This window comes from Halosimplex marinum (assembly GCF_051414075.1).
GTDB classification, from domain to species: domain Archaea; phylum Halobacteriota; class Halobacteria; order Halobacteriales; family Haloarculaceae; genus Halosimplex; species Halosimplex marinum.
In genome coordinates, this window is record NZ_JBLKNY010000004.1 from 89,104 (window position 1) to 115,541 (window position 26,438).

Here is a 26,438-nt window from a genome sequence, read left to right on the forward strand (position 1 = left end):
CGGCCTGATTGATTTCTCTCTTGCGGCAGTCTCCTGTGGGTCATTCCGGTCGGCCACTACCGAACTACTGACACCGTGGTAGCTCGGGTCTTATGTAACAACCGTAACTTTGACCGTCCGGACTGTTACATAAGAACTGCTGGCTCGGAGGCATAGCACTCCCGGCAGGGTCGCGGGTACGGCGAGGAGGGCTAGTTGGAGATAGCCAACCGAAGGGACACAGTGGTCACTACAGTTGATCTGTCTACGATGAGTGGACCGGCGAAGTCTCGTCTCTCTGTGCAACGGCAGTATGACTGCTCTGAGACATCGCCAAGTCTTGCGGTCGTACATACGCTTGCGGATATCAAGAACTGTGACCCCGCGAACCTTGTCGATCCACAGCTTTCTGAGTACATCGATCCCGACGCAGTTGATCGACTCGTCCGAGGCAACGAGGACGTGCAAGTGTCGTTTTCGATCGACCGGTATCGGGTCTGTCTTGCTGGGACCGAACTGACGATTCGGTTGCATCGTAGCTAGGGACTTACCCACCTCACAGCCGCGCTCGGAGAGTGGCGTGGGTGCTGCCCGGGGAAGCAACGGAAGCCCTCGGTTCGCTCCGGTCCGCGGCTCGCTGCGCGCTTCGCGCGGAGCGCTGCAGTGCTTCTTCCGAGAGCGCACGCGCTCTCAACGTTCGCCTCGCAGGGTTCGGCTCACCGTCGCCGGGGTTCCCGGAGCGGGCCTCGCCCGTCCAGTCCGCTAGGAAGGCGGCTGGTCGCTGAGCCGGAACGGCCGTGTTGGGAGCGATCTGTGACCCTGACCGGACCGAGCAGTGTGACATACTGTTCGTCCGGTGGTGTCCCAGTAACTGGGACAGCGCCGCATCCTCATTTTGAAGACCCCCGATATTGGTGGTGACTGGGAACAGTCCACGTGGACCGTTCCTGAACCCCCACAATGACCCAAACGAGATACGACTCCGAGCGCGACCGCGTCGGGCAGTCCGATACAGCGGACGAATCGGTTGCCGGGACCACCTGTCCGGAATGCGGTGGGCAGGTCATCCAAGACGAGGGCCGCGGCGAAGCGACCTGTGAGGCGTGCGGGCTCGTCATCGACGAGGCGACGATCGACCGTGGGCCCGAGTGGCGGGCCTTCGACGACGCGGACCGCGATGAGAAGAGTCGGGTCGGCGCCCCGATGACCGAGCTCATGCACGACAAGGGGCTCAGTACGACCATCGGGTGGCAGGACAAAGACGCGTACGGGTCGGCCCTGTCGGAGCGCAAGCGGGCACGGATACAGCGATTGCGTACCTGGGACGAACGGTTCCGGACGAAAGACGCCCAAGAACGCAACCTCAAACAGGCGTTCGGTGAGATCGACCGGATGGCTTCGGCACTCGATCTCTCCGAGCCGGTTCGCGAAACCGGTGGAGCCCTCTATCGCGCCGCAGTCGAAGCGGACCTTCTCCCCGGACGCTCTATCGAAGGGATGGCGACGGCCGCCCTGTATGCGGCGACACGACAGCACGGAGCGCCCCGACGGGTGACCGAATTCGCCGACGTGAGCCGGGTATCGCAGAAACGCATCGAGCGAGCGTACCGCTACCTCAAGAACGAACTCGGGCTGGCCATCGAGCCGGAGGACCCGGCCAAGTACGTCCCGCAGTTCGCGTCCGCGCTCGAACTCAGTGACGAGGTGGAACGGCGAGCCACCGACCTCCTCGCGGTTGCGAAACGAGCCAACAGACATAGCGGCAAGAGCCCGGCCGGCCTGGCGGCCGCGGCCGTCTACGCCGCGGCGACGTTGACGAACGAATCGACCACGCAGGCGGACGTGAGTGCCGTCGCGGACGTGAGTCGGGTGACAATCCGGGACCGCTATCAAGAGCTCCTCGACGTGTACGCCGACCAGGAGAGCTGAATCGATGGTACCAGCGACGATGGGGGCCATCCTCCGGCGGTCGCGTGGCCGACGACAGCGACTGACGCCCGCTACCCACTCGCACGTACTCGGTACGCGATCGGATAACATATTCACACGCATCTGCAATTCTGTGTAATGGCGGACGATTCAGCGCCGGCGACGGAGGAGACGTCGCTGACGGCTGTGCTCGAGGCGCTGAACGACCGCGACTGTCGGGCAATTCTCCGGGAGACAGCTGAACCCATGACCGCGACTGACCTCATCGATGCCTGTGACATCCCGAAATCGACGCTGTATCGCAAACTCGACCGCCTCAGCGCAGCCGACCTCCTTCGTGAACGCGATACGATTCATCCGGAGGGTGGACGGACGACCACGTACGAACGCGATTTCGACACCGTCCAGATCGCGATCGACGACGATGACACCTTCTCGGTTACCGTCGATCGCCCGCCCCAGACCGCTGACGAACGACTCGCGGACATCTGGTCGACAATAGGAGATGAGCTATGAGCGAGTTGACGGTCGCGATCGCCGTCGTCAAATCCATCATCCTGCTGTTGGGTGGCGCGATCACGGTCGTCGCGTATCGTGCCTATCAGCGGACCGGCGATCCATCGCTGGGGCTTCTCGGTGCAGGATTCGGTGTGATCACGCTCGGAGCGCTCATCTCCGGCGCCGCAAATCAGTTTTTCGCCGTCCCGTTCAAGACAGGCATCCTCGTCAATAGTATCTTCCTGGCCATCGGACTCGCGATCATCATGTATTCGCTGTATCGGCAACGGTGACAGGCGACCCGGTGGACGCTCGGGGTGGATACGAAGACGCTGAGTCCTCGGTCGCTACTCGGGGTGGACAACTGTCCCGCAGTCGGGACACTCAGCGTAATAGCGAGTGCCTGTGTCGGTCTCGTATTCGACGAGGATGGTGACCGCATGGAGAGCGACACTGCAGTGAGGGCAGGTGCCACGTTGGTCTGAGCGCTGGTACATGGTGTATCTTCAAAGGGGAATGGGGGGGATACGAGGCCCGAAACCGGATAGTGAGATAGCTGCGCGCGGCGAAGCTATCGTGTATCGAGGTCACCGCAGCCGATATCCGTGCCACACGGTGCCCGTAGGGCCACAAGCCCGAGGGCACCCGACCGGAAAAGATGGTCAAGACAGTCTACATCGCCATTCCCGACAGCGGGGATCTACTCGCCGCTTTCGACAGGACGAAGCATCGGGCGCTTGCTCTCGGCGGAGAGGTCACTCCAGCTGACCGTTCCCTGATTGGCGATGGTCTCGGGTTGCATCGCGGGGTCGCTGAGTACGAGCGCCGCGGTGAACTCGGGTGGGCGCGACTGTTCGCTCGGGGCAGGCGCTTCGCCGACGGCGTTGGAGCCGGGACCAGTGGCTGAACCGACGACGATTCGGCCGACCATCCCGAAGACCTCGTGGGGTGCACACATGATGTCATAGACGCCCTCTTGCTCAAACGTGTACAGCCAGTAGTCACCGGCCGCCAAGATTGGCGACGAGAAGGGCGGGACAGCATCCGGAACGCGTTGCGTGTACCCGAACGCGGGATGATAGGCATTGATATTGTGATGTGGCGTGGCGATATTGAACCGAACCGTATCGCCGACATCGATTGCGAGTCCGGTCGGTTCGAAGTAGAACTCGGGGATCGGGTTGTTCTCGCGCGGTTTGATCAGGAGATTGACCGTATGGTCGGGCTCAACGGGCGGTGACTCCTGGTCGAGGCCGATATACCCGAACCGCGGATCGACCTGCTGGCTGGACTCCTCTGACGGTGTCTGTGTTGACGTACTCGTGGACATACTTGTCTCAGTCGCTGACTGGGTTGGGGTAGTCGTTGGTGGTGCGGTCGTCGGCTGGGTGGTTGTCCCGTCGGCGGGCGACGAATCGCCGGAACAGCCGGCGATCCCCGGTAGACACGCAGTGCCCAGCGCCGTCAACAGCTGTCGACGCGACGGGTCGATCCCGGCCCGGGAGGCCGATGCGTCGCTCTCAGTTGATTGCTCGTTAGTTACCACATAGATGCATTTCTATCCCGTCACTTAGAAATACCGATACTGTGGGTTATTCTCCGCCCTATATGACATGAGACAGATGTAATATTGTGGGAATCCCTTATAGAATTCCGTGTGACATTGGATGACCCAGGGCGACTGGCTGACCTACATCGGGTGGGCCGCTACTGAGTACTCCTCGAAGGGGTACAGCGGTCGTTCTTTGTTACTCTCTGGAGCGTAGGACTTTCAGATGCGTTGCTGTACGCGACAAGACTGTCACTCGGGATGGGCGACTGTCAGGCAGTCGGAATACTCCGTGTAGTAGTGGGTGGCAGTGTCGGTCTCGCTCTCGAAGCCGTGGTTGGTGATTTCGAGCGTCTTCTCGCATCGCTGCACGGGGAGGTGGCCGCTCGGTGTCGACTGTGGTTCGCCGGGAAGTGGGAGTCGCTGGGGCGTGGCTGTCAGTGTGGGCGTCGACCGTCGGGGCGCAGGGTCGGAGCCGTCGTCTCCCGGAGCGTCGGGTGAGTCGTTCGGTGGTCCATACGCTGTGTCCGCACAACTGGCTACCTCGACTGTCGGGACAGCTCCCAGCGTCACGAGGAACTGTCATCAGGTCGTCATTATTCTCGAACGGTTGTTCGGTAGTACTGCGAAGATTAGGAATCTCCGTCGGTTACTGCGTGGGTCTACGACAGCGTGCCGGTCATCAGATAGTACTCGTGGTGTGGCTCGCGACCCCAGAGCACTGGATCCATCAGGGGCCCGGTCTCAATGTCACGTAGACCCTCTTCCCGAAGGATCTCACGCAATGTTTCGGGTGGGCGCCCGTCGTACAGCGGCAATCGGTCGTGGACCTGTTCGTATTCGGCCCACGGTTCGGGATGGTCCCAGTACCCCTCGAGGAGTAGCAGTCGGCCACCCGGTTCGAGGACGCGCTGCCACTCCTGGAGTGCACCACGGGGATTCGGGAGCGTCCAGACGAGGTGGCGGGCAGTGACCAATTCGACGCTGTCGTCGGCCAGCGGTAGCGTCTCCGCATCACCCTGGAGGACCGACAGCGACCGATCAGTCCCACGGCGTTTCGCCCTGGCCTGGTCGAGCATCGCCGGCGCCGCGTCGAGCCCGACGACCTCGTGACCGAGTTCGGCGAGCAACAGGGCGACGACCCCGGTACCACAGCCCACGTCGAGAGTCCGACCCGGGTCGTCACCGACCCACTCGCGGAGGACCGCAAGCCAGCGGTCGCGCTGGGCGTCGGTGTGGATCCCGTGGTGGGGTTCGTCGTCGAACGTGTCCGCCCGCCCGTTCCAGTGCTCGCGGACGAGATCCTTGACCGCAGTCCGGTTGGTCGACGAGTCCGTCACGAGTCCCCTTGTGAAGTCGTTTGGGCGGCTTCCGTCGCGGCGGCGGTCAGTCGAACGGCCATCGAGTGTCTCATGGGTCGGGATCGGACGAGTGGTCGTGGATCGTACCGTCGCGGAGTTCGAGGTCGGACTCCAGGTTTTCGAGAAGCGCTTCCCCTTCGGCGTGGAGTTCCTGTGCCCGCTCTAGGGAGACCTCACCGTCTTCGAGCTGGGTAATGATCGCTTCCAGTCGGTCCGTCTTCGCTGCGATCGAGTCAGGGGATGAGCTGTCGTCGGTCATAGGTTCAGAACGAGTAGCGCGAGTGCGAGCAGGAGCGCGATGAGCAGGACCGCGATGACGATCCGTTGGCGGCGCGTCGTCTTCCGGTGGGCGGCCACCGCCTCGGCTTTCTCCTGTTCGTGTTCTTTCTGCTGTTCGACCGTCTCGTAGGCGCGGTCGAGGCGGTTCGACAGCGTGGTGAGTTCGTCGTCAACATGACGTTCGTAGGCGTCATCGAGGCGCTCGCGTTTCGTGTCGAGGTGCTGCTGGACGAGCCTGGTGTAGGCCTCGTCGAGGTCTGTCGCGAGGGTGTTGAGTGTGTCCTGGAGGTCGGTCTTTCGCGGGACGACCTGCCCGACATCCGTCGGCGTCATCACGCGCCGGTCGGCCACCTCGTCGACGAGCGTCCGGTCGTTCTCGTGGCCGATGGCGGCGACGACGGGCGTGGCCGTCCGGTGAATCACCCGACAGAGCGGCGTCTCGTTGAACACGCGGAGGTGCTTGTCGGCGCCACCGCCTCGGGTGACGACGATCACGTCGACTTCCGGGTCGTCGTCGAGCGCGCTAATGGCGTTCATCAGCGACATGAGCGCCTCGTCGCCCTGAACAGTCGTATCGTGGACGACGATATCCACGTCGGGATAGCGGTCGTGGATACTCGTGACCGCGTCCTCGCGGGCGTCGCTGTCGGCGCTCGTGGCGAGGCCAATGCAGGTGGGGAGCTCGGGTAGCGACTGTTTGGCGTCCGCGTCCAGGAGGCCGTCCTCGGCGAGCGCCTGCCTGTTCTGCTCGTAGACCTGCTGGTAGGTGCCGTCGCCGACGGGGACGACGCGGTGAACAATGAGTGACACTTGGCCTTCGCTCTCGTAGTACGAGAGGTCGCCGTCGACGGCAACCTGCGTACCGTCCTCGATATCGTCGGTGACGCGGTCGAGCCGGGAGGCAAAGACCACGCAGTGGATGGTCGGTCTTTCAGACGCGCTCCTGGTACTTAACGACGGGTTCGTGTCACCCGGCGATCAATCGGCCTCACATTCAAATAGCAGAACGGGAGCAACCAGCCCCGGAACGATGACTCGAACTCAAGATCCAACGACGGTTGTGTTTTTCGCGCCGACGAAGGGCGCCGGCGTTCCTGTCAGGGGCGCCGGTAACCGAACGTGAGTACCCAACTGTATGATTGACGACATCGACCGCGACGTGTTCGTGCGGATCCAGACCGACCTGCTGGTGGTCGGAGACAGTATCATGACCGACAGACACCACGCTTCGAACGGGAACTACGAGGACGACGACCCGCAGAACCAGATCGGGGGCATCATCCCTGCGTTTCCACTCTCCGGGTGGCTCCGTCATGGAGTGGAGTCAGTCGTTCAGAGACGTGGGGGCACTGCATGTCACCCCGGCGAGGCCAACGCGAATTTCATGAAAGCCGATGTCTACGAGCGCGACCTCGATGACGGCTACCACGAGAAGGGCACATGTACTGACGACCCGAAAGAAGACGACGGCTGTGTGGTCTTCGATCTCTTCGGTGGTTTCGGTGGCATTCCCGGCAAGGTGATGCGCCGCCCGATCAAATTCACGCCTGTTCGATCCAGCGTGAACTATACACGCGGACAGGCCGAAGGCCACTACCGCCGGCTGAACCGGAACGTTGTCTCTCGAAACGCCGATGACAACCGAGAGCCACTGCGGAATTCGGAGGTCGACGCAGTAGCGAATCTCGACGGGTGTTGGCACCTTTCGTTCCGTGAGGTGAAACCCGAGTTTGTTGCGCTGTTGAATGAAGCAATCGAATATCTCAACGAACACAAGACCGACTTCATGCACCAACTCGGCGGTGCGCGGAACTTCGGCGCAGGGATCGTCGACTGCGGTCTCATCAACCCACTGTATAAGGAGCGCGAACTGAAGCGCGTCTTCGACCGCGGGAAAGGCAACACGAACGCGATGGACGAGAAAGATGACCAGTGGGCCGATGAGTACCGCCCGGCGTTCGTCGACGCGCTCGAGGAGCGCATCGAGGAGGGACCATGAGCGACGACACGATGGTGGCGGTCTACCGCCACGATGCGCACAAGATGAACGGGCAGCCCCACGACTACGCCCCGGAGACGTTCGCGGGCGTCCTAGTGAACCAGACGGTCTCCCATGGCGCGGATGGTGATGCGTCGGCGCTCAGCCGGCCCAGCGGCCACCCAGAGCAGACCGTTGAGAACCACGAGACGCTCTACCGGCTATCGCTCATCGAGGGAGAGAGTCGGTACGACCCACAGGAGTTTACGCGCAACGGCGTCGAGAGCGGCGTGAGAGAACTCCTGACTAAAGACAACCCAGAGACGATGCATCGGGCTTGGCTAGACAGCAACGTCGTCTCGGCGTTCAACGAGAGTGTCTACTACCCGTACACGAGCCTGAAGTACCACACCCTGCTCGTGGCGGCGCTACTCGACAACTACCGCGACGGCCACGAGTTCGCCGACCTCCAGCTGGTCGTCGACGACGCGGACGAGATCGTCCCTCACCGGACAGTCTACGCGGGCGACCGCTTCGCGCTTCGAATCGACGAAGACGCGGGCGGGCGACCGTCGTCCCGCCTCGGGAGTCGGCCGCGGCGGTCGTGGGCTTCGACGTGGAACCGGCTGACCGCGCACCCGATCGATGCCGCTCACGACAAGTACGACATGGTGCTGGACGCGAACCTCCGCCGGATCGGCGCATGGTCCACCGCGCTCCAGTACATCGAGGACTTCCGGGAGGCGTTCGACCGATGACGCGCATCCAGCAAGTCCACTGGGAGTTGGAGATGGACTACATCGGGCACCCATACTACGTGAGCGGGAACGCGATCATGCACGCGCTCGGTCAGCAACTCTCCTACGATGTCTACCGTTCCCTCAGCGCCAGTCACGGCGTCTTCGTGCCGGGTCAATTCGGGACGTTCCCGGAGGAACATTCCCAGAGCGGTAGTCACCCGTCCCTCGGGAGCGGTCTCCCCGACGTTGAATCCTACAATGACTTCTTCCTGTTACGGCAGCCAACACATTCGTGGCTTCTCGACTCCCGGCCGCGAGACGCACTGAATGCGCATGATGTCCGTGTTCAGAGTGGTCATCCGGCGCTGACCCACGAGACGATCATGGGGAAACCCGACGACGCATGGCAGCAACAGCAGACGACGAAATGGTACATCAATGCGTACCTCCACGCCGACCGGGACGACATTCTCCCACTTGAAGACCGTACCTTGGATGGTCTCCAGTTCGGCGGGAAGCGCAACTACGGCTACGGCATTACGCGACTGAAAGACACGCAGGTCGTAGACCTGGAGGCGCTCGACTACTCTCGACTCGAAGACGGCGAGGCGTTCATCCTCGAACTCGTGACGCCGTTCGTGTTGGAGTCAGAGTATCCGAACACCCACGACCAGGATATCCCGTGGTGGTGGAAGGAAGACCGCCCAGACCTCCGTGAACGCGAGGAAAAGATACTGGAGCAGCGGGAGGTGTACAGGCTCCAGACCGTGGATTACGGGCAGGTAGTCGCCTACGAAGGTGACCGTCCCGTGGAAACCGCGAAGAGCGGTCTTCTCCGGGTCGGTAGCCATTCGAAGTACGGCTTCGGCGAGCTGCGAGTGAAGCCCGTCGAATCCCAGCCGGACCAGTATCAAAACTCTGGGAAACAACCGAAGGGCAGCGGATGAGATGCTCCATGCGAGTCGGGAGAGTTGGTCGGAAAAATCACGCCGCAGACTGAATAAAGAAATCGTATTAGCAATAATTTGGGCTCGGTCTCCATGGCTCTGTGATGTGTCGGTATCGCGTATAAACGCTGGGTTGCCGGGCACGGCCATCTGTATCGATGGAACTCAACGAATCCTGAGGTGGGGCTCAAGAGACTTCGCTTATTCTGGAGTTGCGGTGTGTTGCTGAACCTGAATGCCGCTGTGTTGGTTCTCTAGTTGTTCTACTACCCAGTCGCCACTTTCGGCATCGCTAGATACGCGATAATATGCGTTCCCCTGTGTGCCTTCCTCCATCATGTGACTTTCCTCAGAGTCGGTCACCAGGACCTCTTCGGGTGTCGTGATTCGGACCGCCCTTGTGACTGCAGTCGTTCCGGAAACGCTCACTTGGGTAAGTCCGAGAATATCAGTTGCATCGATTGAACCGCTTCTTCGCTCGAACTTGACGACGATCCATCTGAATCCGTCCGGATTCGGGTGTTCAATCACTTCATCAGGGATTTCCTCGTGTGTCTTCAGTTTAGAAATGGAATAGTTGATCCGGGGGATCTCGACGTTGCTCTCTACATTGTTCTCACTACAGCCGGCTGTTATACCGAGTGTGCCGAGGAGAGTGGTTGTTACCAAGAACCTGCGCCGATTCATGTCGGTGATGTTAGGTATTCACAAGATAAAGCCACGGTCTGAGCAGGTGCTGGTGTGTCGGGTAGGTAGCAATCCGACAGCACCGGCAAATAGCCAATATCGGGCGCAAGTCCTGCACTAACGGTCAGTCAGATCAAGGTCGTTGGATCGGTCAGTACAGATGGTAGCTGTACTATTCTGGCGTCATAGAACAGTTGGCACACCCGCTCGCAAATCGCTCAGTGCAGATGATAGACTTATCAAGTGAGCATCCGCCGAGCGAACGAAGTGAGCGAGGCGGTTCGCCGGACGCGAGGGAGCGAAGCGACCGAGTCGTCCGGCCTTTTTCCCCAAGTTTTTGCGACGGAGGATCCCCGCAGCGAGGCCGAAGGCCGAGCGAGGAGCTCTCCGTCGCAAAAAGTGGGTTCGCAGACGTACTGAGCAAGAGATTCAATGAACAGCCCACTGAAATCAGTGTCCGGTTCTCACCGCAGAGTCGGATCTGGTTCGTACAGCCTACCAGTTGAGCGCCGGTTTCTCTGTTAGATACTGAGAGTGTTGAAAGCAACCTGCTCAATACAGAGGAGACACCTATTTGAGCAGGCGCCAGACGTATGTGATTATAGTTCATTATGTTATTGGACATGGACGAGTATTTCCAGGCGTTAGCGAATATCCATCGCCGCCGGCTACTCGTCGCTTTATTTGAGGACAACTCACAGCGAGATGGGATTTGTGTTCCAGAGGACGTTCACGAGGGGAGGACGGCGTTAGCGGCTCTTCAGCTGGAATTCTACCACACGCATCTCCCAAAGTTGGAAGAGGCAGGATTCATCGATTGGAACCAAGACACTCATGAAGTTGTGGAAGGACCGAGGTTCGACGAAATTCGTCCGCTTCTTGAGCTACTAGGGGATCATGCCGATGAGCTTCCCGACAACTGGCCGTAATTGCTCAGTCTGCAAGCCCACCTATCAACGAATTCAGCCAGTTCTCCGATGAAACCGACCGCTCAACACATCGGTCTCCGGTCCCCTCGAAGTAATTCCCGTAGCCAACAGCACTCGTTGAACGCCCTCGGCGCGCCCGCGGTCGCTGTCTCCGAAAACCGGAGATTTTCGGGATGACGAGAGAGCAAAGCTCTCTCGAACCACCCGGGATATCCGCGCTCTCGGCACCGCACTCGCGCGGATAGTGGCCCGCGCAGGCGACTACTGGGCGCGAGCACGCCTCGCCCGTTCAGTCCACCAGGGTGCTGGTTGGGTCACCGGTCGCGGCTGTCGGTCAGTCGGCCAGCGCGTCGAGCTTGGCGCGGATCTTCGCGTACATGTCCGTCGAACAGTACCACCCCGCGTCGACCATCGCGTCGATCACGGCTCGCCCCTCGCCGGCGGTGATCGCGTCGTCGCGAACCGACGAGAGCACGAGGTACGCTGTCCCACGGGTCGAAATCCCTTCCACCGACGCGGCGTCTCGCCCCGCAGTCTCGTCCATGATGGCGACTCCGTCCCGGGCCGCGGCACAGGCCAGCACCGCAACATCGGCCTCGCTCAGGTTCGGGTTCGACACCAGCCGGGATCGGAGCGGCGTCGTGTCGACCGAGACGACATCGAACGTGTCGGCCTCGATAGCGGCATCGATACGGCGTGCGTCCGGATACCCCGCTTCGATGCCGTCGGCGACGACCTCCTCGTGGACGGGCGCCGGCACGACACAGCGCTCGTCACGGTCGTCGACGATGTCGAGCGCGTCGGCCTTCGCGAGGTAGATGAGCGGCGTCGCGTCGAAGACGAACATTCACAGCGCCTCGAGGTCGTCGTCGAGGTGGTCGTCGTCGACCCACGTGATGTCGCGGTCGTTTGCGAGCTGGGCGAGTTCCCAGACGGACACGCCAGCCTGCTCGGCGGCGGCGCTGACCGTGATCTGGCCGGCTTCGAGTTGATCGAGCGCCCGGTCGCGGCGCCACTCGTCGAGCCCCTCGGTGAGTAGTTTGCGAACGGCCGTACTCCGGTCGAGGTTCTCTTCGTCGAGATAGGCTTCGAGTTCGGCCTCGAGTTCGTCGGGCACCCGCGCCGAGATCGTTCCCATAGTGTATACTTTGTATGCAGTGCAAACAGTCTTTCGGGCAGTGCACTTCGGGTGTGCAAACCTCGGTGGCAGCGTACCGATCCGTTCTCCTCACAGCAGTCTCGCGAGAACAAGACTGATACCGATGCCATCGAAACGGCCGACGAATGCCCTCCATGACACGTCGCGCGGTTCTGGGAACGCTGGCCGGGGCCGTTGGAAGCCTCGCCGGCTGTGCCGGGCTCCGCGACGACGATTCACCCCCGATCGAGCGGTCGTGGTACGTCAGTTTCCGGGAGCCGTCGTCGGTCGCCGTCTCCTCGGGCGGCCAACTGCTGGCCGGCTCGCACAGCCCCTTCCGTGACCGACCCATCGTCGCCGGCCTCGACGAGGCGACCGGTGAGACAACCTGGTCCGTCACGGTACCGAAAGGCGACAAGTCACCCATCGGCGTTCACGACGATCGTGCGTACGCCGTCTCGAAGGCCGAGCGGATGGTCGCCGTCGATACGGCCGCGGGGACGGCCATCTGGCGCCGTGACCTCGCCCCGCTCGACGCGGCCGACCCCGGTGTTGTCGAGTTCGCGCCGATCCCGCTCGGCGACCGCGTCGTCGTCCCGCTGTCCGGGACTGAGGACGACGTGTCCGACCGACTCGTCGGTGTCGCCCGTGACGATGGCGAGACGCTGTTCACCCATCGCGTGTCCGCGTCGCTGTCGGGTGCGCCCGGCGTCCTGTCGGACGGTGTGGTCGTTCCCCTGGTCGACGGCCGCGTAGTCTGTCTCGACCGTGACGGCTCGGTTCGCTGGACGCAACGTCTCGACGCCGCGCTGTCGGCCGTCGGCGCAGGCGACGGGCTGGCGTACGTCGGCGCCGCGACCGAGGAGCTGGTAGCGCTCGACGCGGCGACCGGGACCATCGAGTGGCGCGGGTCGTTGGCCAACACCGTCTTCGCGCGGCCGCTCGTGACCGACGACCGCGTGTACGTCGGCGGCGCGGACTACTCCCTACGGGCGTTCGATACGTCGGGCGAGCAGCTGTGGCGCGACACCCTCGACAACGCGGTGACCCACGGGCCGATGCTGGTCGGCGACAAGCTGGTGACGCTGGTCGGTGGCGACCGGCGCGTTCGCGGGCACAGCGGGACGATTCCGTTCAGACCGACCACGCTCTACGTCCACGACCGGGACGGCACACGCCGTCGAACAGTCCGGTTCGACGACAAACAGCGGTTCGATGGCGGTGGTGTCAAGTGGGCACAGGCGGCCGGCGACACCGTCTACCTCGGGCAGTCGTTCGGGCTGACCCGAGTCGCTCCGGAGGCGATCGCCGATGCGTGACACGCCGGACTCGGAGACAGACGGGCTCTCGGGGTCCCGGGCTGGGTGGCACAGCGGTCGGCCTGTCTCGCGCCGACGGGCGCTCGCGACGCTTGCGTCGGCGGGCTCACTCGCGCTGGCGGGCTGTTCGCTGGCGTCGTCGCTGTCGGGGGTCGACCCCGTCTGGGAGCAGGATCTCCCGGATGCAGCGGGCGCCGGGCCTCCGGCCGGGACTGATGAGTACGTCGTCGTGGGCGGTCAGGACCGGCACATCCACGGGTTTTCGGCCGACGGGGAGCGCCGCATCGACATCGAGACGGGTGGCCCCGTCGAGGCGCGACCAGCCGTCCCCGGGACGGGCGGGCCGGTCCACGTCCACAGCACCGACGGCGACCTGTATACGGTCGCCACGTCGGGCGAGCAGTTGTGGCACGTCGAGGGACAAGCCCGGAGCGGCTGGGTGGGTCGCCACGGCTCGCTGATCGTCGCTATCGATCCGATCGCCGGGACAGTCAGCGGCTACGATGCCCAGGAGGGGACGCGTCGGTTCCGACGCCCCAGCCCAGACTACCCGTATCCGGTGTTGACCGAGACGGTCTGTCTGTTGCACGGGACGGCGCCCGACGGCAGTCGGCGGCTCGTGGCGGTCAATCCTGAGACCGGGGACGTCCGCTGGGACCGCTCACCGGACGAGGGGTATCTGAACCCCATTGCAGCTGGCGACCGAATCGCGACGGTTCGCGAGTCGACGGTGCGATGGCACCGGGCCGGCGACGGGACGGTGCTGTGGCGCCAGGCGGTCGACGGCGAGGTCGCCAGCGGCTTCGCGCCCCCCATCTGGGTCGGTGACGACATCTATGTGCGGGTCGAGCATCGCGATAGTGCGGACGAGCTGGTCGCCCTGAGTCGGGACAATGGGACGCCCCGATGGCGCCGGCCTGTCGGCTACGAGCTCGAAATGGTGGATCCGTCGGGAGCGGGCGTGGTCGCCGCGAGTTCGGTCAACGACCCCGACGGCGGCATCCTGATCCGGCTGGACGCCTTCGACGGCGATGGTACGAAACGGTGGCAGACGACGACCGACATCTCGATCGGCGGGACGGTCGAGGCGCTGGGCCACGCCGGCGAGATCGTGTTTGCGGCCAGCGACAACGAGATCGCCGCCTACGATCCAGCTGACGGGTCACGCCGGTGGCACTACGAGCCCGACAACTCGCGGATCGGCGTGGCGGCGGCCGACGATGCGCTGTATGTCTCCTATCGGGATAGCGGTGGCGTGGCGCGGCTCCCGACGAGCTAGCTATCGTGGCCTGTGTTGTCGCTCTTCTCGGTCTTATAGACGGCTTGGGTGTGGAAGTTCGTCGGGTCAGTGACTGCGATCCCGGCAGTGCCCACTGAACGCCCTCTGCGGGCTCGCTCTGAATCGGGTCCACGGCAGTCGGCTGTAAGCAGTGAAAGCCCTCGGCGTGCTCGCGGTCGCTGAGCGACATATCCGCGCTCTCGGCACCGCCCGCGCGGATAGGGGTCGTTCAGACGACTGCAGAAACGCGAGCGCGCCTCGCCCTTTCAGTCCGCCAGGGAAGGGTTGGGTCAGCAGTGTTCGTCGTCGGCTGGCCAGGTGTGTCGTGACGGCCCGCCCCGCTCGCCGCATACCGCCCGGAGCGTCGCTCGCGACCGAACCATTCCGGGCTTTCGGGCGCTCTCCGCACCGCAAGCGCCCGTTCCGGGCTAAAATGGATGTGCCTTCGGCGCCAGCGGGTCTCCCGTTTCGGTCCCGGACTTCCGGCGGCTTCCGGGACTCGGAGACCCGCGACGGACGTGGTTGCGTCGCGGGCGAAACGGGGACTCCGCTGGCCGCTCGCTCCGGGCGGGTCGGCGCGCGGTGCTGGATGCTGGGTCCTCGATAGCGCGCGCTCGTCGCGCCCGGAGGGCGCGAACGAAGGCGCGAACGAGCGCGCGCAACTGTGTCTCGTCGGACGTGTCGTCGGAAAACCGCGATGTAGTAGCATCGCGGTGGCGGCGCGTGAGCGCCTTCGGAATTGTGATGAATTCCAATGTCTAGTGAAACGCGATTCGGTAGTAAAGTTTCGGACGCACAGGCGGATGACCAGAACGTCGACGCGGCAGTTGAGGAGAGCCCGGAGCTGCGGCGGTCGGTCGATCAAGAGATACAGGGGAAGGTCGATACGAACCATCCCGAGGCCAGGCCGGAGGGCATGACCCTGGAAGGCGAAGAGAAGTTCCGAGCGCGGGAAGACGAAATTCGAAGCACGCGCCAGCGGCTGGACAGACGGCAGTCCTCGGATCGGGAGGGACGGACGCGCGAGGTGGTGAGTAGCCAGACACGCTATGCACAGGAGGAGCCCCCCGAAGATCCACGGACCAAGTTGAGCCAGGAGCAGTTGGCAGAAGTGAACGAGCGCGCAGCGCAGATCGCGGACGAACTGGACGACCGTTCCAGGGCGGGGGCGGCGTATCGGCTCGCACAGAAGGTTGTCGAAGGCGTAGATATGCTGAATGCGGTGTTGCTGGTCAAAGAGGAGTTGCACGCCTCACCCGGAGTGGCTGTCCCGATCGAGACGCTCGAGGAGGTCCCACGGTCGACGGTCGATATTGAGGGAACAATCAAGCAGCTGTGGGATGCGGACAATCCCCGGATTCAGCAGGTTGGACTCATCGAGGACGACTCGGGACGAACGAAGTTCACGGTCTGGGAGAAGAGTGGACAGCCGTGGGTCGAAGAAGGACAGACGGTGCGACTGCGCGAAGTCGAGAAGAGCTGGTACGAGGGTCGCGTCTCGGTGGCCGTGACGGGCTGGTCGAAGGTCGAATTCCCGAATCGCGGTCGGTGGTGGGACGAGTAGGGCGGAGCAACCACTCTCGTTTTTTATTCGGTGCCGGACCGACCCGACCCCGCCTCCCCACCCTCCGCTCCGTGCTCGCGTCCAGTCGTCGTTGCGCGCGCAGCCACAACCTTTCGTGGACAGTTCGGAGGACGGGGTGGCTCCTCGGTGAGTGGCCGTCGAGCGGTACTCGGACCCCTGGGCGAGTTTATGGAAACCCCCTTCCCTGGTTCCCTGGGAGACTCCCGTTCTGCGCGTACGATAGTCTTGGTGAGCGGCCGACGTGCAAACCGGCCGCTGTGCTACGCCTGTCGTTCGCTAATCTCGTCGGCGATGCGGTCACCAGGTTCCCGGAGTTCCCCGGATTCGACCTCGTAGACGTACCCCGAGACGGTGACCTCCTCGGGAATCAGGTCGGACTGCCGCAGATACTCGACCTGTGCCGCACAGGCTTCGTCGATGTCGTCGGTCATCTTGACCCAGTCGATGATATCAGCATCGCCAATGTCGAGTTCGGGAAGCGACGGATCCAGATCGACATCTGCTAAGTCGCCGCCCTGTGCTTCGAGCCCTTCCCAGACGGCCGCGTCGGGGGCGCTCATCATCCCACAGTCGGTGTGGTTGATGACAATGATCTCATCCGTGTCGAAGAAGTTCGTCGTCAGTGCAGCCGAGCGGATGACGTCGTCGGTGACCTTCCCACCGGCGTTCCGAAAGATCTGGGCGTCGCCGAGTTCGAGCCCGAGTGCCTCTTCGACCGGGATCCGTTCGTCCATGCAGGCGATGACGAGGAGGTTCTTGTTCGTCGGGATCCCCTCGCGACGGCGGCGAGCCCAGTCGGAGCGCTCCGCGACTGTCCCGTCGACGTGTTCGTGGTGGTTGTGATCGTCTGCCATCCTTGGAAGACAGGACTGAATCGGGAGGAATGTTTGGGTACGATACGGTGTTGCCGCTGGCTGACGGTCATCAATTTCCCTGTCGCTGGCTCGGTTCGCCGGCGACCGGACTGACTGGGCCGTTGAGTGTCCCACTCGCGACACCCCGCGCAGAACCCATATACGGCTAAGAGCCAATACGTTGGTAATGGACGATTCGCCCGCAGCACGAACCCAGCCCCGGATCCATACAGCGCCGCGCACGGACGTTTCGCAAAATCAGGGCAAGTTCCGCATCCACCTCAACTTCCCCGGCCGGGCCGTCCCCGACCACGACGACCATGGCTACGGCCCGCTTGCGACCGTCGTCGAGTCGTTCATGGATCCCGACACGCTGATCCGGATGCACCAGCACAGAAACGAGGAGATCATCTCCTGGGTGCCGGAGGGTGTGATGCGCCACGACGACCGGCAGGGCAACGAACTCGTGACCGACCCCGACCACCTGATGGTGATGAATGCCGGCAGCGGCTTCTGGCACTCCGAGGAGACGCTCGCCGACGACCCACCGTTGCGGATGCTCCAGATCTTCGTCCGGCCCCACAGCCTCGACCTCGAGCCGGGCATCCAGCACGAGCCGATTCCTGACCCCGTCGCCGGCGAGTGGCGCCACCTGTTCGGCCCCGAAGGGACCGACGCGCCGCTCTCTGTCCGTAACGATGTCGACTGCTATGATTGCCGCCTTGCGGCCGGCGCCACGACCACGCTACCGTCCCGGCCGGACTGGCACACGTATCTCTACGTCTTCGACGGCGCCGTCAACGTTGGCGAGGAATCCATCGGATACACCGAGAGCGCACTCGTGACTGACGACAGCGACGTGGCCGTCACCGCGACCGAGGACTCGACTATCGTCGCGTTCACCATCAATCCCGACGCCCCGATCACGCGCCAGGGCACGATCGGCCGCTGAAACACGAGCGAACTTCCAGTCGCTTTTCGTTCCCCTGAACGGGTACGGGCTCCGTTGAGAGCTCCCACAGGCAGGCGATTTCATCACACTTCGCGAGCGGTTGCGGGTGGCGCTGGCTCTCGATCGACAGTTCCCCCATAGCGGTCGAATACCCGGGAGAGAACGTCCCGCTCGGCCCGACGGAGCAGTTCCGACGCAGTGCTCTCCGCACAGTGGAGTTCGGCCGCGATGTCCGCGAGCGTCGCGTCACGCGGGACCTCGTAATAGCCGAGCCGGAGTGCCGTCCCCAAGGCGACGAGTTGCCGGTCGGTGAGCGTGGCGGCCAGCGTCCCCCCGCGGCGGTCGTAGGTTCCGATCTCGTTGACAGTCACCTCTACCTCGGGGGGGATGGTCTCGATCGTGTCGTGGAGAGCAGCCCCATCACCGACGATCGTCATCGCCATCGCGGCTGTCTCGTCAAACCGGATCGGTGGCATCACGATCAGTTGCCGGTCGGCGAAGGCGTCACGCCACGCTCGTGTCTCGGGGCGCGTCTCCTCGCACGCCCAGACGTGTGCAGCGTCATTGTCGATCGGTGTGATCCGGCAGTCGACGACTGTCTCCACTTCGCGAACCGCCTCGCGGTATGCCTCCAGGTCCGCCTCGACGTAGTACAGAGCGTACTCCATATCCACCTCGGGACGGACGCGCCAGGCGAGCATCTCCTCGTACCGGACGGTGTCGTCGTGGCGGATGAACGCCTGCATCGGATGGAGCATCCGGTCTGGTAGGTCGATTCGAACGTCGAGGTACTTCATGTCGTCTCGGTGTGGTCGCAGCCGGTACATAAAAATAAGCTAGAAGCTTCGCCACAGTATCGAACCGTTCGGCGGTCGACTCGTTATTCATGACTGCACGGCCTTCGGCTACCGACGCGACGGCCTCACCGCCGACACCGGACGGTGTCCCACTGTTCGGCAATGGCCTCGCATTCGCTCAGAACCCGGTCGATGCACTGGAGCGGTGGGCAACGCTCGGGGACGTGGTTCGCCTCGACATTCCTGGCCAGGAGATGTATCTCGTAACGGGCCCTACGCTGATCGAACAAGTCCTCGTCGACGACCACGAGTCGTTCACGATCAGTCCCGCCCAGCGCGAGACGTTCAGCGGGATCGAGGACCACGCAGTCACGACGACGACCGGCGAGCGATGGGAGCGCCTTCGGAAGGCGTTGCGCCCCGCGTTCACCCGCGACGCGATGGCCCGCTACGCCGACCGGATGGTCGAAACGACGAGGACCTACGTTCGAGCGTGGGACGACGGCGACCAGATCGACCTCTATCGCGAGATGCGGCAGCTCACCGTGACCGTCCTCGCCGATGCGCTCCTCGACGTGGATATTCGTGGCCGCGAAGCGGTCGTCATGAATGCGGCGGACGCGCTCGTCGACCGGGCGAACTTCCGCAGACCCGGCCAGCTGCTCCCCGACTGGGTGCCGACCCCGACGGACCGGCGGTTCAAGCGAACGGTGACCGAACTCGACGCGTTCGTCGAGGACATCCTCACTGAGCGTCGGGGGACGGACCGAGGTGAGGACCTCTGTTCGGTCCTGCTGGACGCCCACGATGCGGGCGACCTGTCGCTGGCCGAGGTCCGGGAGAACGTGGTCGCGATGTTGCTCGCGGGCCACGACTCCCCCTCAGTCGCGCTGACCCACATCTGGCGGGTGCTCGACGAGCATCCGGACCACCGGGCGACGCTCGCCGAGGAGGCCCAGACTGTCGCCGAGAGCGACCGACCGGCCAGCGAACTGCTCTCGGAGCTGGAACACACCCGACACGTCGTGGCCGAGACGCTACGGCTGTATCCGCCGACGCTCGGCGTCACGCGGCAGGCGACCGAGCCCGTGACGCTCGGCGGCTACGACCTTCCGGCGGGAGCACAGTGCCTCCTCCCGCAGTGGCCGGTCCACCGCGACGACCGGTTCTGGGACGACCCGACGGCGTTCGACCCGACTCGCTGGGAGCGGGCCACCGACCGCCCCGAGTACGCCTACTTCCCGTTCAGCGGCGGCCCGCGCAACTGCATCGGGAGGCACTTCGCCAAGCAGGAACTGGCGCTCGTGGTGGCGACGATACTCGCTTCCGTCGAGTTGGCCGTCTCGGTCGACGGCCCGCTGACGTTTACCCCCTCGTTACAACTGCGACCCGAACCGGCGATCGAAGCGACTGTCACCCGGTGATAACGGGAGGCTGACTACTCAGGCAGGCACGCTCTCAGAGACGACTTCCAGCGTTATTACGCCTCATAGACTCATCGATTTAGTGAATCGGCTATCGTAAACTAGAATCCAGAAACTACTTAATAGAACAGGATTAATAGTAGACACAGATGCTTACCAAGGCCGGCTTCGCTGTCATCGACGCGTTGCAGACCGGCCGGGAAGCGACGGTTACCGACCTCGCTACGGACACCGACTATTCGCAGGACCATCTCTATGAGGTCCTCGATACGCTACTCGACGCGGACCTGATCGACGAGCGCCGCGGGCCAACTAACCAGCGGCGGGTCCGGCTCGCGACGCATCCGGTCGTCGAAGCGTATCGGACGCTGCAGTCGGAGCTGGGCCACGTCGAGTGGGCCGACCTCCTCTCGCCGGCCACGCTTCGCGTCTGCTGGTATCTCGACGAACCCCGGCGGGTGGCCGCGATCGCGGACCGGCTCGACAATACCCGACAGGGTGTCCACAAGGCGCTCTCGCCGCTCAAGCATCGCGCGATGCTGTCCCCGTCGGGTCCGGAGTACGCGTTGAGCGATGACCTCGCGCCCCTGCTGGCGTTCGCCCGGGCTGTCGTGCGCCACGAGCACCGGGCGCGAGCCCGGGCACTCGCGCCGAGCGCGACCGTCGAGTGGTGTAACCCGACGCGAGCGCTCGTTCGCGTCCAAACGTCCGAGGATACGGCGGCACTCGAGGACGCCGCGGAGTGGCAGCTGACCGGGCTCGCCCGGTTCGCCGAGTACGGCCTGGACTTCTTCCTCGCGGACGAACCCGCGTTCTGGTACGCCCCCGACGCGGAGCTCACCCCTGCCGAAGTGGTCTGTCACACGCTCGCGCTTAATAGCGGATCCCGCCGGGTCAGTTACGCGATGCTGTTGATCGAGACGCTGGGGCTCGACCGAGCGACGCTGCTCGAAACTGCCCAGTGGTACGACCTAGACGCCGCGGTTGCGGCGATGTATCGAGCCCTCGATGGGGCGTTCGATGCTGGGGCGGCGTCACCAGTTCCCCTGCCGAGTGAAGCAGAGTTTGCGGCGCTCAAAGAGCAGTACGGCCTCTCATGACCGTGTTCACAGGCGGCGAGGCGATCGAACGCTTCCTCGGCGAATTCGACAGCTGGCTCTCGGAGTCGGTGACCGTATATCTGCTCGGCGGGTCGGCGATGACGGTGCAGGGGCTGAAAGACCAGACTGAAGATATCGACCTGGCGCTGAGTGTTGCCTCTGAGTTCGAACACGTCCATCAGGTACTCCAGGCACGGGGGTTCACAGTCACCAGCGAGCCAACGGCGGCGTTCGAGGATATCGGCAGAACAGTCGAGTTACAGCACGACGAGCGTGGCCTTCAGATTGACCTCTTCGAGCAGCAGGTCGTCGGAAAGGTCTGGATTTCCGACCGGATGCACGACCGGGCAACAGTGTTCTGGACCGGAGACCAGGCGACGGCATTCGTCCTCGCCGACGAGGATATGTTCCTGTTAAAAGCGGTTTCCGGCGGTGACCTGACCAGTGGTCGGCGCCGCGACATCGAGGACATGCGGATGTACGCCCAGCGTGGGCTGGACTACGACGTGATTCTGACCGAAATCGACGAGCAGCGACCGTTCAATACGGGCGCAACCGAAGCACGACAGATCCGAGACCGCTCGCATCCGCTGTTCGCGATCGAGATGGCGGTGACTTCCCTCTCGGGGTTGCCGTCAACGTTCACAGCCGGAATCGAAGCATTCGCGACGGCATTCGAGGTCGAATACACTGTTCTAAGCGCCGTCGATGATGGGATCGACGATATCGAACCGATCCGTGACCGAGTGCGCTCGAACGTACAGACACTGTCGGACGACCAGCACGACGCCGTCGACGACGCGATCGACCGCCTGGTCGCAAAGCAAGTCCTCGAGCGTGGCGGCGAGACGGTCCGGCCTCGGTAAGCCGGCGCATTGCGAGCCCCCGTAGACGAACCGTCGCGATGGTGCCTGGGCCGAGGGGACCGTATGCGCATCCCGCAAGCAGTCCAGTGGGATGTGTCGTCGCGCGAAGCCGTGTTCGAATTCTAGCCGGTGCCGGACCAGTCCCACCCCACCGCCCCGCCCACCGCTCCGTGCTCGCTCCCTGCGGTCGTTGCGCGCGCAGCCACGACCGTATTCGGTCGCTTCCATCTCACTCCGCGTACGCCTCGAGCGTCCCGTCAACGGTATCGGTGAGCCACTGGCGAACGTCGGTTTGGTCCCACCCCAGCGGCGAGAGGACGCTCTCGACGGCGCGAACGAGCTGTGTCTCGTAGTACGAGGCGTCGTAGCTGTCGATGTCCTCGTGAGCAAGAGCGACGCGGTCCCGCGAGGCCTTCGTGTCGTCGACGACGACGTATCGGATCTCCTGGCCGGGGTTGACGGCCAAACCCTGGTCGTGAGCCCGTTCGAGCGCTGCGACCGTATGCGTGTACTGCGTGTAGGCGTCGACCGGCTTCGAGACCCGCACCTGCTCGGCAAGCCGGTTGGGGTCGACCCGGCCAGCCTGGAGTCGTGTGATCGCCGCCTGGAGGCGTTGCAGCACCGGCTCGGGTGCCCGGGCTTCGTCAAGGCAGTCGAGACACTCGCGCTGGACGGCCTCGACGAACGGTGGCGTCGATCGCTGGCGGGCTTCGATGCCCCGGATCTTATACTTGCCCGTGTCGGCGAGCTGGCCGAAGTACTTCGTCAGGGCACCGGCCGAATCGTCCCGTCGCGGGACGAACGCCACCCAGTCGTAGGCGGCCTCGTACTCCAGGTCGATCCCGGCGGCGTCGGTGATCTCGGCGGCGAGCGTGTCGAGGTCTGATCGGTCGCCGGCCGAGACATCCGGCGCCGGCTTCACCCAGATCGAATCGACGATGCCGTGGACTACCTCCCAGCCTCCGGCCTCCAGTCGCTGTTTGGCGTCCAGGAGGATCTCCCGCGCGAAAGCGTTGATCGCCTCGTGGCACTCGATGCGGCCGAACTTGGCGTTCGCGAAGCCCTGATAGCCGAAACAGGCGACCAGAATCCACTTCAGCGCGTCCGAGCGGCCTTCGAGGGCAGACAATCGATCCTTGTCAGGGTCGTCAGTCGCCCGCTCTTCGCGGATGGCCGCCTTGATCGCGTCCCGATCCTCGATGATCGGTTCGAGGACATCGACAAGATAGCCCTGGTCGTCACAGATCGCGTAGTCGAGGCCGGGCACGTCCGCGCGGTCACGATGGCAGTCACACCGGATCACGTCCGGCGAGACATTCCGCGTGCAGATGATGTTCGGATAGAGACTGGAGAAGTCCAGTTCGTGGACATCCTCGTGGACCCCCGTATCGGGGGCGAAGATGAACCCGCCGCGGTCGGCATCGTGCAGTGTGTCCATCGACTTGAACAGCTCGTGGCGCCAGGAGTTCCACGGAACGAGGACACCGCGGGCGGTCGCCTCCCGTACCTGGATCGCGGTGAGGACGGTGCCGATCGACGCCCAGGCGAGTTCCTGGACGGGCTTGTGCGACCGCTCGACCAGATCGAGCACGCCAGCGAGGTTGGTCTCGTCGTACAGAAACGTGGCCGACTCGTCGATGATCGCACGCCCCGAAACGTTGTATCGCGCTGGGGAGTGACCCACGCGGCCGTAACTCGTGTAGGTCGACTGGCCGGCGAGTTGCTGGTACTCCACATCGGGCCAGCGACTTAGCGAAAACTCGTTGCCGACCTGGTCTGCCATGCTGTAGAGCGTCGGCACGATATCGGCGGTCGAGCAGACGAGTACATCGGGGTCTCGCGCTTCGACGGCGGCCGTGACGGCGTCGAGGATCGTCGCCGGGCTGCCGGTGACGGTGTCGCCGGCGACGGTCAGCGTCTCGTACGTGTCGCCGGCCGTCTCGGTGACCGGGACCGACAGCGAGAGGGTCGTCAGGTCCCCGGTGGGCGTCGGGTCGACTCCGCGTTCGAGACAGTAGCGGAACTCGCGTGTGAAATCGACGTTGTAGCAAGCAAGGTCACCCACGGGGTAGGCGTCGAGCTGGCGGGCTTGCCTAGCGAGTGACGTGACGCGGTCGACGTGGGACACGTCAACGGCCAGGACTCGCTCGATGTCACGGCGGAAGCCAGGTCGGCGTTCGACGACCTCGGTGCCAAGCACGTCGGGGTGGCGTTCGTAGAACTGGCGAAGAGGTACGAGGTCGATATCGGCCTCGGGATCACGGGGTCCGACGAAAATGCGGGGTGTGTAGTCGTCGACGACCGTGGGTTCGGCGCCGTCATCGGTGACCGTCCATTCGAGGACGCGCCCGTCCTCGAGGAAGTCGAAGGCGAACGGCATTGTGGTCAGCAGTCGTCCTCTTCGGTAGATTCGTCGGGGTCCGGTTCGACGGCTGCTTCGAGTGTCTCGACGCGCGACTGGAGAGTCTCGATCGTCCGTTGCTGTTCGAGGGCGATGCTCACGAGCACGGGATACATCGGCTCTTGGTGGTTCAACAGCCCGCTGGCGTCGGCGTGCTCGCGGGCGTGGGTGAACAGCTGGTCGAAGTGTGGCTGGTCAGTCCGTCGCAGCGCACGACGGTAGTCGCTCCACCGGACTTCGAGCGCGGTGAGCGTGTCGCGGAAAGTCGGGTTGGTGCGGCCCATCCTCAGTACCCCCCGTTGGGCTGGCCGGCCCACGTGTCCAGCAGCGGGGCGCCCGGCTGGCGGGTGGGTGCAGTCGTGATCTGGTCGTCCGTGTCGTCGCTGGCCAGCGACGGGCTCGACGGGCTGGCGGGCTGACACCCGGTCCCCTCGGCACGGGTGGCCAGTAGGTCCGCCCAGTAGGCCAGCGTCGTCTGATAGGTGTCGCCACCGCCGACGGGATACCACTGCGGCTCGAAGTCTTCGCCAGTAATCCGCGGGCCCATCTGCGTCGCCTCGCACGTGTAGCGGTGGGTCGCGGCCGCCTCGACCGGGTCGGTTAGCCCGTCCTGCTTCGTTCGAGTGCAGAGGACGGGCACGTCGTAGGCGTCGGCGTACTGGTGGAGACGGGCGAGACTGCGCGCCAGCAGCCGGCGCGTCTGGGCGTCGCAGAGCGTGTCGTCGGCCCGGTAGAGCGCGTCGACGGCGGGGACGACGACAAGGGAAGGCGTCGGCTGGGCGTCCGTGTCGTGGGTGCCAGCGTCGTTCCGCTGGAACGCGTCGGTGGTCGTCGCCGCTTTGACGTGGGCGTTGACTGCGGTGGGCAGGTCCGCGAGCGCACTGAAATGCTGGTAGGCGGTGAAGCCGCGGGCGACATGGATGCGGTCGAGGAGACGCCGACTCGGCGCGATCTGGGTCAGCGTCGCCGTCGTCGCGTACCCCTGTGCGTCCACCCAGAAGGCGGGGCCGTTCGTGTCGAGCAGGTGGTCACAAACGAGCGCGTGGACGACCGGGACGTTGCGGTCGGCCTCGATATCGAGCAGCGTCAGGCCGGGGTTGAGCGACGGGAGCAGGCCGTCGACCCGTTGGTCGGGGGTGCCGGCGACGGCCGAGCAGTTGTGCTGGGCTGGCCGCGTCGAGGTGTCGGACCGGGGTCGTGAGCGGTCGGTTCGGGTGGGATCGGGCATAGCCGATCATAGCTGGGGACACTCAGTAAGGGCTCGCGTGTGGTTTCCGGAGTTCTGAGGAGTGGTTAGAATTGAAGTTTCACGGCCAGTAGTGTTCGACTGTGTGGGATCTCTCGGCTTCCAGAATCGTTTCGTGAACGCATTTGGCAGCTGTTTGATTTCGGTGCTGACTCGGACCACGGTGCCTCCTATAGAGATCGAGTCCACGATGTCTCGTTGTGGCTACTGGATCAGGTTCTTGGGATGCCGACGTGCCAAACCTGACATCTATCGTATGTGTGGGCGTCTTCGTGGGCGACGTGAGTGGCTATCCCCTAAAGCGTGAAGCTGATCGTCGCCATCCGACCGTAGGTGTGACCAATATCGCTAACGACCACGACCAAGCACGTTACCGGATCGATATCGCGGAAGTGGTGGTCGGCGTCGTACGGGAGACAGTCACTGGTGTAAGCGAAGTCACCGATGATGAACGGGTCAAGCGCTCGCGTTTCGGATGTTCTCAACGTCAAGGAGAGTTTTCTTGGCATTCGCTCTTTCGACAAATTCCAACGCGAAATACTGAGGACCCCTTCGTTTATCAGCAGTAGATCTCGTAGGTGATTTGGCGGGATCTGTGTGC

The 26,438-nt window shown here is 63.7% G+C and carries 29 protein-coding genes; 16 read left to right on the forward strand and 13 right to left on the reverse strand.

From position 1 onward, the window contains the following. Positions 1 to 249 precede the first annotated feature (249 nt). The 4 genes from ACMGFI_RS08735 to ACMGFI_RS08750 all read left to right on the forward strand — a co-directional run bounded on the left by ACMGFI_RS08735 (position 250) and on the right by ACMGFI_RS08750 (position 2,699). Complete coding sequence (locus ACMGFI_RS08735) at positions 250 to 522, forward strand: HalOD1 output domain-containing protein (protein WP_436908977.1); 273 nt, start codon at positions 250 to 252, stop codon at positions 520 to 522. Positions 523 to 939: 417 nt separating this feature from the next. Further along, positions 940 to 1,908, forward strand: a complete 969-nt coding sequence (locus ACMGFI_RS08740) for a transcription initiation factor IIB (protein WP_436908979.1) — start codon at positions 940 to 942, stop codon at positions 1,906 to 1,908. A 138-nt stretch (positions 1,909 to 2,046) separates the two neighbouring features. After that, the gene (locus ACMGFI_RS08745; RefSeq protein ID WP_436908980.1) at positions 2,047 to 2,424 is read left to right on the forward strand and encodes a helix-turn-helix domain-containing protein; all 378 of its coding nucleotides are present in this window, start codon (positions 2,047 to 2,049) and stop codon (positions 2,422 to 2,424) included. Beyond that, positions 2,421 to 2,699, forward strand: a complete 279-nt coding sequence (locus tag ACMGFI_RS08750) for a DUF7521 family protein (RefSeq protein WP_436908981.1) — start codon at positions 2,421 to 2,423, stop codon at positions 2,697 to 2,699. The genes ACMGFI_RS08745 and ACMGFI_RS08750 overlap by 4 nt, the downstream gene beginning before the upstream one ends. 54 nt (positions 2,700 to 2,753) lie before the next feature. Here ACMGFI_RS08750 and ACMGFI_RS08755 read toward each other — a convergent pair whose 3' ends face one another. From ACMGFI_RS08755 to xseA, 5 genes are all read right to left on the reverse strand, one after another. After that, positions 2,754 to 2,903 carry a DUF7837 family putative zinc-binding protein gene (locus ACMGFI_RS08755; RefSeq protein WP_436908982.1) on the reverse strand — a complete coding sequence of 50 codons (150 nt, stop codon included), beginning with the start codon at positions 2,901 to 2,903 and terminating at the stop codon, positions 2,754 to 2,756. Between the two features lie 203 nt (positions 2,904 to 3,106). Further along, positions 3,107 to 3,736, reverse strand: coding sequence for a cupredoxin domain-containing protein (locus ACMGFI_RS08760; protein WP_436908983.1), 630 nt, complete (start codon positions 3,734 to 3,736; stop codon positions 3,107 to 3,109). An 881-nt stretch (positions 3,737 to 4,617) separates the two neighbouring features. Continuing rightward, positions 4,618 to 5,295: a class I SAM-dependent methyltransferase gene (locus ACMGFI_RS08765; RefSeq protein WP_436908984.1), complete on the reverse strand. Its 678-nt coding sequence runs from the start codon at positions 5,293 to 5,295 to the stop codon at positions 4,618 to 4,620. 70 nt (positions 5,296 to 5,365) lie between these two features. Beyond that, entirely contained in the window at positions 5,366 to 5,575 is a 210-nt protein-coding gene (gene xseB, locus ACMGFI_RS08770; protein ID WP_436908985.1) for an exodeoxyribonuclease VII small subunit, read from the reverse strand. Beyond that, positions 5,572 to 6,516, reverse strand: coding sequence for an exodeoxyribonuclease VII large subunit (gene xseA, locus ACMGFI_RS08775; RefSeq protein ID WP_436910229.1), 945 nt, complete (start codon positions 6,514 to 6,516; stop codon positions 5,572 to 5,574). Before xseA ends, xseB begins: the two co-directional genes overlap by 4 nt. 214 nt (positions 6,517 to 6,730) lie before the next feature. On the opposite strand from xseA, the gene ACMGFI_RS08780 reads away from it, so the two are divergent. From ACMGFI_RS08780 to ACMGFI_RS08790, 3 genes are read left to right on the forward strand one after another with little or no spacing between them, the layout of a single operon-like run. Next, positions 6,731 to 7,594 (forward strand): hypothetical protein, encoded by an 864-nt coding sequence (locus ACMGFI_RS08780; RefSeq protein WP_436908986.1) that lies wholly within the window; start codon positions 6,731 to 6,733, stop codon positions 7,592 to 7,594. Next, positions 7,591 to 8,331, forward strand: coding sequence for a DUF8168 family protein (locus ACMGFI_RS08785; RefSeq protein ID WP_436908987.1), 741 nt, complete (start codon positions 7,591 to 7,593; stop codon positions 8,329 to 8,331). Before ACMGFI_RS08780 ends, ACMGFI_RS08785 begins: the two co-directional genes overlap by 4 nt. Then, on the forward strand, positions 8,328 to 9,260 hold the full coding sequence (locus tag ACMGFI_RS08790; RefSeq protein ID WP_436908988.1) for a hypothetical protein: 933 nt from the start codon (positions 8,328 to 8,330) through the stop codon (positions 9,258 to 9,260). Before ACMGFI_RS08785 ends, ACMGFI_RS08790 begins: the two co-directional genes overlap by 4 nt. A gap of 201 nt (positions 9,261 to 9,461) precedes the next feature. Here the strand turns inward: ACMGFI_RS08790 and ACMGFI_RS08795 are convergent, their stop codons facing one another. Beyond that, positions 9,462 to 9,947 carry a hypothetical protein gene (locus tag ACMGFI_RS08795; RefSeq protein WP_436908989.1) on the reverse strand — a complete coding sequence of 162 codons (486 nt, stop codon included), beginning with the start codon at positions 9,945 to 9,947 and terminating at the stop codon, positions 9,462 to 9,464. Positions 9,948 to 10,570: 623 nt separating this feature from the next. On the opposite strand from ACMGFI_RS08795, the gene ACMGFI_RS08800 reads away from it, so the two are divergent. Further along, positions 10,571 to 10,876 (forward strand): DUF7344 domain-containing protein, encoded by a 306-nt coding sequence (locus ACMGFI_RS08800; RefSeq protein WP_436908992.1) that lies wholly within the window; start codon positions 10,571 to 10,573, stop codon positions 10,874 to 10,876. 334 nt (positions 10,877 to 11,210) lie between these two features. Here the strand turns inward: ACMGFI_RS08800 and ACMGFI_RS08805 are convergent, their stop codons facing one another. Beyond that, entirely contained in the window at positions 11,211 to 11,723 is a 513-nt protein-coding gene (locus ACMGFI_RS08805) for a PIN domain-containing protein (RefSeq protein WP_436908994.1), read from the reverse strand. Then, positions 11,724 to 12,014, reverse strand: a complete 291-nt coding sequence (locus tag ACMGFI_RS08810; RefSeq protein WP_436908995.1) for a hypothetical protein — start codon at positions 12,012 to 12,014, stop codon at positions 11,724 to 11,726. 146 nt (positions 12,015 to 12,160) lie between these two features. On the opposite strand from ACMGFI_RS08810, the gene ACMGFI_RS08815 reads away from it, so the two are divergent. The 3 genes from ACMGFI_RS08815 (at position 12,161) to ACMGFI_RS08825 (ending at position 16,176) form a co-directional block, all read left to right on the forward strand. Beyond that, positions 12,161 to 13,333: an outer membrane protein assembly factor BamB family protein gene (locus ACMGFI_RS08815; RefSeq protein WP_436908997.1), complete on the forward strand. Its 1,173-nt coding sequence runs from the start codon at positions 12,161 to 12,163 to the stop codon at positions 13,331 to 13,333. Next, on the forward strand, positions 13,326 to 14,612 hold the full coding sequence (locus ACMGFI_RS08820) for an outer membrane protein assembly factor BamB family protein (RefSeq protein ID WP_436908999.1): 1,287 nt from the start codon (positions 13,326 to 13,328) through the stop codon (positions 14,610 to 14,612). Before ACMGFI_RS08815 ends, ACMGFI_RS08820 begins: the two co-directional genes overlap by 8 nt. 754 nt (positions 14,613 to 15,366) lie before the next feature. Further along, positions 15,367 to 16,176 (forward strand): DNA-binding protein, encoded by an 810-nt coding sequence (locus ACMGFI_RS08825; protein WP_436909001.1) that lies wholly within the window; start codon positions 15,367 to 15,369, stop codon positions 16,174 to 16,176. Positions 16,177 to 16,457: 281 nt separating this feature from the next. Here ACMGFI_RS08825 and ACMGFI_RS08830 read toward each other — a convergent pair whose 3' ends face one another. Next, the gene (locus ACMGFI_RS08830; protein ID WP_436909003.1) at positions 16,458 to 17,051 is read right to left on the reverse strand and encodes a beta-class carbonic anhydrase; all 594 of its coding nucleotides are present in this window, start codon (positions 17,049 to 17,051) and stop codon (positions 16,458 to 16,460) included. 187 nt (positions 17,052 to 17,238) lie between these two features. Here ACMGFI_RS08830 and ACMGFI_RS08835 point away from each other — a divergent pair, with 187 nt between their 5' ends. Then, positions 17,239 to 18,003: a pirin family protein gene (locus tag ACMGFI_RS08835; RefSeq protein WP_436909004.1), complete on the forward strand. Its 765-nt coding sequence runs from the start codon at positions 17,239 to 17,241 to the stop codon at positions 18,001 to 18,003. Positions 18,004 to 18,086: 83 nt separating this feature from the next. On the opposite strand, the gene ACMGFI_RS08840 is transcribed toward ACMGFI_RS08835, so the two are convergent. Continuing rightward, on the reverse strand, positions 18,087 to 18,800 hold the full coding sequence (locus tag ACMGFI_RS08840; protein WP_436909006.1) for a helix-turn-helix domain-containing protein: 714 nt from the start codon (positions 18,798 to 18,800) through the stop codon (positions 18,087 to 18,089). Between the two features lie 89 nt (positions 18,801 to 18,889). Here ACMGFI_RS08840 and ACMGFI_RS08845 point away from each other — a divergent pair, with 89 nt between their 5' ends. From ACMGFI_RS08845 to ACMGFI_RS08855, 3 genes are all read left to right on the forward strand, one after another. Further along, positions 18,890 to 20,224 (forward strand): cytochrome P450, encoded by a 1,335-nt coding sequence (locus ACMGFI_RS08845; protein ID WP_436909007.1) that lies wholly within the window; start codon positions 18,890 to 18,892, stop codon positions 20,222 to 20,224. Positions 20,225 to 20,373: 149 nt separating this feature from the next. Further along, positions 20,374 to 21,324 (forward strand): helix-turn-helix domain-containing protein, encoded by a 951-nt coding sequence (locus tag ACMGFI_RS08850; RefSeq protein WP_436909009.1) that lies wholly within the window; start codon positions 20,374 to 20,376, stop codon positions 21,322 to 21,324. Beyond that, the gene (locus tag ACMGFI_RS08855) at positions 21,321 to 22,190 is read left to right on the forward strand and encodes a hypothetical protein (protein WP_436909011.1); all 870 of its coding nucleotides are present in this window, start codon (positions 21,321 to 21,323) and stop codon (positions 22,188 to 22,190) included. Before ACMGFI_RS08850 ends, ACMGFI_RS08855 begins: the two co-directional genes overlap by 4 nt. A gap of 229 nt (positions 22,191 to 22,419) precedes the next feature. On the opposite strand, the gene ACMGFI_RS08860 is transcribed toward ACMGFI_RS08855, so the two are convergent. From ACMGFI_RS08860 to ACMGFI_RS08870, 3 genes are read right to left on the reverse strand one after another with little or no spacing between them, the layout of a single operon-like run. Continuing rightward, positions 22,420 to 24,570 carry a type B DNA-directed DNA polymerase gene (locus ACMGFI_RS08860; RefSeq protein WP_436909012.1) on the reverse strand — a complete coding sequence of 717 codons (2,151 nt, stop codon included), beginning with the start codon at positions 24,568 to 24,570 and terminating at the stop codon, positions 22,420 to 22,422. Between the two features lie 5 nt (positions 24,571 to 24,575). Continuing rightward, entirely contained in the window at positions 24,576 to 24,875 is a 300-nt protein-coding gene (locus ACMGFI_RS08865) for a DUF8156 family protein (protein ID WP_436909013.1), read from the reverse strand. Between the two features lie 2 nt (positions 24,876 to 24,877). Further along, a complete protein-coding gene (locus ACMGFI_RS08870) occupies positions 24,878 to 25,819 on the reverse strand; it encodes a P-loop NTPase family protein (protein WP_436909014.1) in 942 nt (313 codons plus the stop codon). Between the two features lie 290 nt (positions 25,820 to 26,109). On the opposite strand from ACMGFI_RS08870, the gene ACMGFI_RS08875 reads away from it, so the two are divergent. After that, complete coding sequence (locus tag ACMGFI_RS08875; RefSeq protein ID WP_436909015.1) at positions 26,110 to 26,406, forward strand: hypothetical protein; 297 nt, start codon at positions 26,110 to 26,112, stop codon at positions 26,404 to 26,406. Positions 26,407 to 26,438 lie beyond the last annotated feature (32 nt).